At 53.7% G+C, this 4,586-nt stretch carries 6 protein-coding genes; all 6 read left to right on the plus strand.

Annotation, left to right across the window (positions count from 1 at the left end; translation table 11 throughout):
* A partial coding sequence (gene hfq / locus ACRCWW_RS02065) for an RNA chaperone Hfq (RefSeq protein WP_438680910.1) occupies window positions 1-245 on the plus strand: 245 nt, incomplete at its 5' end.
* Window positions 246-319: 74 nt separating this feature from the next.
* Window positions 320-1,600: a ribosome rescue GTPase HflX gene (gene hflX, locus ACRCWW_RS02070; protein WP_438680911.1), complete on the plus strand. Its 1,281-nt coding sequence runs from the start codon at window positions 320-322 to the stop codon at window positions 1,598-1,600.
* A gap of 80 nt (window positions 1,601-1,680) precedes the next feature.
* A complete protein-coding gene (hflK, locus tag ACRCWW_RS02075) occupies window positions 1,681-2,946 on the plus strand; it encodes an FtsH protease activity modulator HflK (protein ID WP_404659364.1) in 1,266 nt (421 codons plus the stop codon).
* Between the two features lie 2 nt (window positions 2,947-2,948).
* Window positions 2,949-3,953, plus strand: a complete 1,005-nt coding sequence (gene hflC, locus ACRCWW_RS02080; protein ID WP_438680912.1) for a protease modulator HflC — start codon at window positions 2,949-2,951, stop codon at window positions 3,951-3,953.
* Between the two features lie 68 nt (window positions 3,954-4,021).
* Window positions 4,022-4,219: a DUF2065 domain-containing protein gene (locus tag ACRCWW_RS02085; protein WP_404659366.1), complete on the plus strand. Its 198-nt coding sequence runs from the start codon at window positions 4,022-4,024 to the stop codon at window positions 4,217-4,219.
* 102 nt (window positions 4,220-4,321) lie between these two features.
* A partial coding sequence (locus tag ACRCWW_RS02090; RefSeq protein WP_438680913.1) for an adenylosuccinate synthetase occupies window positions 4,322-4,586 on the plus strand: 265 nt, incomplete at its 3' end.

The following is a 4,586-nucleotide window of genomic DNA, read 5'->3' on the forward strand; positions in this document are numbered from 1 at the left end:
CGGTTTCTATTTATTTGGTGAATGGTATTAAGCTGCAAGGGCAAATTGAGTCTTTCGATCAGTTCGTGATCCTGTTGAAAAACACGGTCAGCCAGATGGTCTATAAGCACGCAATTTCTACGGTGGTTCCGTCTCGTCCGGTCTCTCATCACAGCAATAACGCCGGCGGCAGCACCAGCAACTACCATCACGGTAGCAACGCGCAGGCTTCATCTGCGCCACAAGACAGCGAAGAAACCGAATAAGGTTGATGGCTGTTTTTCCATGTCGGGGAGCCTGCTGGTTTGGTTCCCCGCTGGTCTTTTAGGAGAGATTACGCTTGTTTGACCGTTATGATGCCGGTGAGCAGGCGGTACTGGTACACATCTATTTTTCGCAAGACAAAGATATGGAAGACCTTCAGGAGTTCGAAGCCCTGGTCTCTTCCGCCGGTGTCGAAGCAATGCAGGTGATTACCGGTAGCCGTAAAGCGCCGCACCCAAAGTATTTTGTTGGTGAAGGTAAGGCTGTCGAAATTGCGGAAGCCGTTAAAGCAACGGGTGCGTCCGTTGTCTTATTCGACCATGCATTAAGTCCGGCCCAGGAACGTAACCTGGAGCGTTTGTGCGAGTGCAGGGTTATCGATCGTACCGGTCTGATTCTTGATATTTTTGCTCAGCGTGCGCGTACCCATGAGGGGAAACTGCAGGTTGAGCTGGCGCAGCTGCGCCATCTGGCGACGCGTCTTGTGCGTGGCTGGACCCACCTTGAACGACAAAAAGGCGGGATTGGTTTGCGCGGCCCGGGTGAAACCCAGCTCGAAACTGACCGTCGTTTATTGCGTAACCGCATTATGCAGATCCTTTCTCGTCTGGAGAGAGTTGAGAAGCAACGTGAGCAGGGGCGCCGTTCGCGTACTAAAGCCGATATTCCGACCGTGTCGCTGGTGGGTTACACCAACGCCGGGAAATCGACGCTGTTTAACCAGATTACCGAAGCGCAGGTTTACGCCGCAGATCAGCTGTTCGCGACGCTGGACCCGACTCTGCGCCGAATTAACGTCGCCGATGTGGGCGAAACCGTGCTGGCGGATACCGTAGGGTTTATTCGCCATCTGCCGCACGATTTAGTGGCTGCGTTTAAAGCCACGCTGCAGGAGACGCGTCAGGCGACGCTGCTTCTGCACGTTATCGATGCCGCGGATGTCCGCCTGCAGGAAAACATTGATGCAGTGAACGTTGTGCTCGATGAAATCGAAGCTGACGAAATCCCGACGCTGCTGGTGATGAACAAGATCGATATGCTGGAAGATTTTGAACCGCGTATCGACAGGGACGAAGAAAACAAACCGATTCGCGTCTGGCTTTCTGCGCAGACGGGGATGGGGGTACCACTGCTTTTCCAGGCTTTGACTGAAAGGCTTTCCGGTGAAGTGGCTCAGCACACGCTGCGCTTACCTCCTCAGGAAGGGCGTCTCAGAAGCCGGTTTTATCAGCTTCAGGCGATAGAGAAAGAGTGGATGGAGGATGACGGTAGCGTCGGTCTGGAAGTACGTATGCCGATTGTTGACTGGCGTCGCCTCTGCAAGCAAGAACCTGCGCTGACGGACTATGTGGTCTGACAGACAGTTGGCCTGAAGATTATTCGCCTTTATACCCGGTCATTCGGGTGTACACCGCATAACAAATATGGAGCATATACATGGCGTGGAATCAGCCCGGTAATAACGGACAAGACCGCGACCCGTGGGGAAGCAGCAATAATCAAGGCGGCAACTCTGGGGGAAATGGAAACAAAGGTGGTCGCGATCAGGGGCCTCCTGATCTGGATGATATCTTCCGCAAGCTGAGTAAAAAACTCGGTGGCCTGGGCGGTGGTAAAGGCGGCTCTGGTGGTGGAAATACAACGCAATTGCCGCGTGGCCCAATGGGCGGGCGCATTGTGGGTATTGCTGCCGCTGCGGTGGTCATCATTTGGGCGGCGAGCGGGTTCTACACCATTAAGGAAGCCGAACGTGGCGTGGTGACTCGCTTCGGTAAATTCAGCCATCTGGTTGAGCCGGGCCTTAACTGGAAACCGACCTTTATCGATGAAGTGACGCCGGTTAACGTGGAAGCCGTTCGCGAACTGGCTGCTTCTGGCGTGATGCTGACTTCCGATGAAAACGTGGTGCGCGTTGAAATGAACGTGCAGTACCGCATTACCGATCCGCAAAAGTACCTGTTCAGCGTCACCAGCCCGGATGACAGCCTGCGTCAGGCGACAGACAGCGCACTGCGCGGTGTGATCGGCAAATACACCATGGACCGTATCCTCACTGAAGGCCGTACCGTTATTCGTAGCGATACTCAGCGTGAACTGGAAGAAACCATTCGTCCGTACAACATGGGTATCACCTTGCTTGACGTGAACTTCCAGACCGCTCGCCCACCGGAAGAAGTGAAGGCTGCGTTTGATGATGCGATTGCCGCGCGTGAAAACGAACAGCAATACATCCGTGAAGCCGAAGCTTACACCAACGAAGTTCAGCCACGTGCTAACGGTCAGGCGCAGCGTATCCTCGAAGAGGCGCGTGCGTATAAGACTCAGACCGTGCTGGAAGCGCAGGGTGAAGTGGCTCGTTTCGTGAAGATCCTGCCGGAATATAAAGCAGCGCCGGAAATTACCCGTGAGCGTCTCTACATCGAAACGATGGAGAAAGTGCTGAGCCATACCCGCAAAGTGCTGGTGAACGACAAAGGCGGAAACCTGATGGTGCTGCCGCTTGACCAGATGCTGAAAGGTGGCGCAGCGCCTGCAAAAAAGAGTGACAGCAGTGGCGCTGACAGCTTGTTACGCCTGCCGCCTGCGTCCAGCTCCAGCAGCAGTGCCAACAGCAACAGCGCGCCAGCCACGAGCGATAGCGACATCATGGACCAACGCCGTGCTAACGCGCAGCGTAACGACTACCAGCGTCAGGGGGAATAACGATGCGTAAGTCAGTAATTGCGATAATTGTCATCGTGCTGGTAGGCCTCTACGCCTCTGTGTTTGTGGTGAAAGAGGGTGAGCGTGGGATTAAATTCCAGTTCAGCAGTGTGGTGCGTGACAGCGACAAGAAGCCGGTGATTTACGAGCCAGGCCTGCACTTTAAGGTTCCGTTCATTCAGTCAGTAAAAACGCTGGATGCGCGTATCCAGACCATGGATAACCAGGCCGATCGCTTTGTGACCAAAGAGAAGAAAGACCTGATCGTCGATTCTTACATCAAATGGCGTATCAGCGATTTCAGCCGTTACTTCCTGGCGACCGGCGGCGGTGACGTCTCCCAGGCCGAAGTGCTGCTGAAACGTAAGTTCTCTGACCGTCTGCGTTCTGAAATTGGTCGTCTGGATGTGAAAGACATCGTCACCGATTCCCGTGGTCGTCTGACCATTGAAGTCCGTGATGCGCTGAACTCCGGTTCTGCGGGCACCGAAGATGAAGTCGCAACGCCAGCAGCAGACAGCGCTATCGCTGAAGCCGCAGAGCGTGTTGCCGCAGAGACTAACGGTAAAGTGCCGGTTATCAACCCGAACAGTATGGCTGCGCTGGGTATTGAAGTGGTCGACGTTCGAATCAAGCAGATCAACCTGCCGACCGAAGTGTCCGACGCTATCTACAACCGTATGCGCGCTGAGCGTGAAGCGGTTGCCCGTCGTCACCGTTCACAAGGTCAGGAAGAAGCCGAGAAACTGCGTGCTGCTGCGGACTATGAAGTGACCAAAACGTTGGCAGAAGCCGAGCGTCAGGGTCGTATCATGCGCGGTGAAGGCGATGCTGATGCAGCGAAACTGTTTGCAGATGCGTTCAGCCAGGACCCGGATTTCTATGCCTTTATCCGTAGCCTGCGTGCGTATGAGAACAGCTTCCAGAGCAATCAGGACGTGATGGTTCTGAGCCCGGACAGCGATTTCTTCCGCTATATGAAGACGCCAGGCAACGCGACGCGTTAATATACCCGGCAGTCTCACTACTGAAAAACCACCGCACTGGCGGTGGTTTTCTTTTATCAGGATGAACCATGAATTCAACAATCTGGCTGGCGCTTGCGCTGGTATTAGTGCTTGAAGGGCTGGGGCCGATGCTCTATCCGCAGGCATGGCGTAAAATGGTGTCAGCATTGTCACAACTTCCTGACCATCTTTTACGCCGCTTTGGCGGTGGCCTTGTGGTCGCGGGCGTAGTGATCTACTACATGTTGACGAAAACGATTGGCTGATTAAAAACTCGCCGGATTCATCATTTTTTGATGTCAAAAAGTGCTGGTCATCATCGAAACCGATGGTAGAATCCATTTTTAAGCAAACGGTGATTTTGAAAAATGGGTAACAACGTCGTCGTACTGGGCACCCAATGGGGTGACGAAGGTAAAGGGAAGATCGTCGATCTTCTGACTGAACGGGCTAAATATGTTGTACGCTACCAGGGCGGTCACAACGCAGGCCATACTCTCGTAATCAACGGTGAAAAAACCGTCCTCCATCTTATTCCATCAGGCATTCTTCGTGACAATGTGACCAGCATCATCGGTAACGGTGTTGTGCTGTCTCCTGCTGCGCTGATGAAAGAGATGAAAGAACTGGAAG

This window comes from Scandinavium sp., assembly GCF_051650185.1.
Taxonomy (GTDB): Bacteria; Pseudomonadota; Gammaproteobacteria; order Enterobacterales; family Enterobacteriaceae; genus Scandinavium.

Coding starts and splice junctions, on each gene's coding strand:
- ACRCWW_RS02085 (WP_404659366.1), top strand. CDS start 4,022: ATGAATTCAACAATCTGGCTGGCGCTTGCGCTGGTATTAGTGCTTGAA.
- hflC (WP_438680912.1), top strand. CDS start 2,949: ATGCGTAAGTCAGTAATTGCGATAATTGTCATCGTGCTGGTAGGCCTC.
- hflK (WP_404659364.1), top strand. CDS start 1,681: ATGGCGTGGAATCAGCCCGGTAATAACGGACAAGACCGCGACCCGTGG.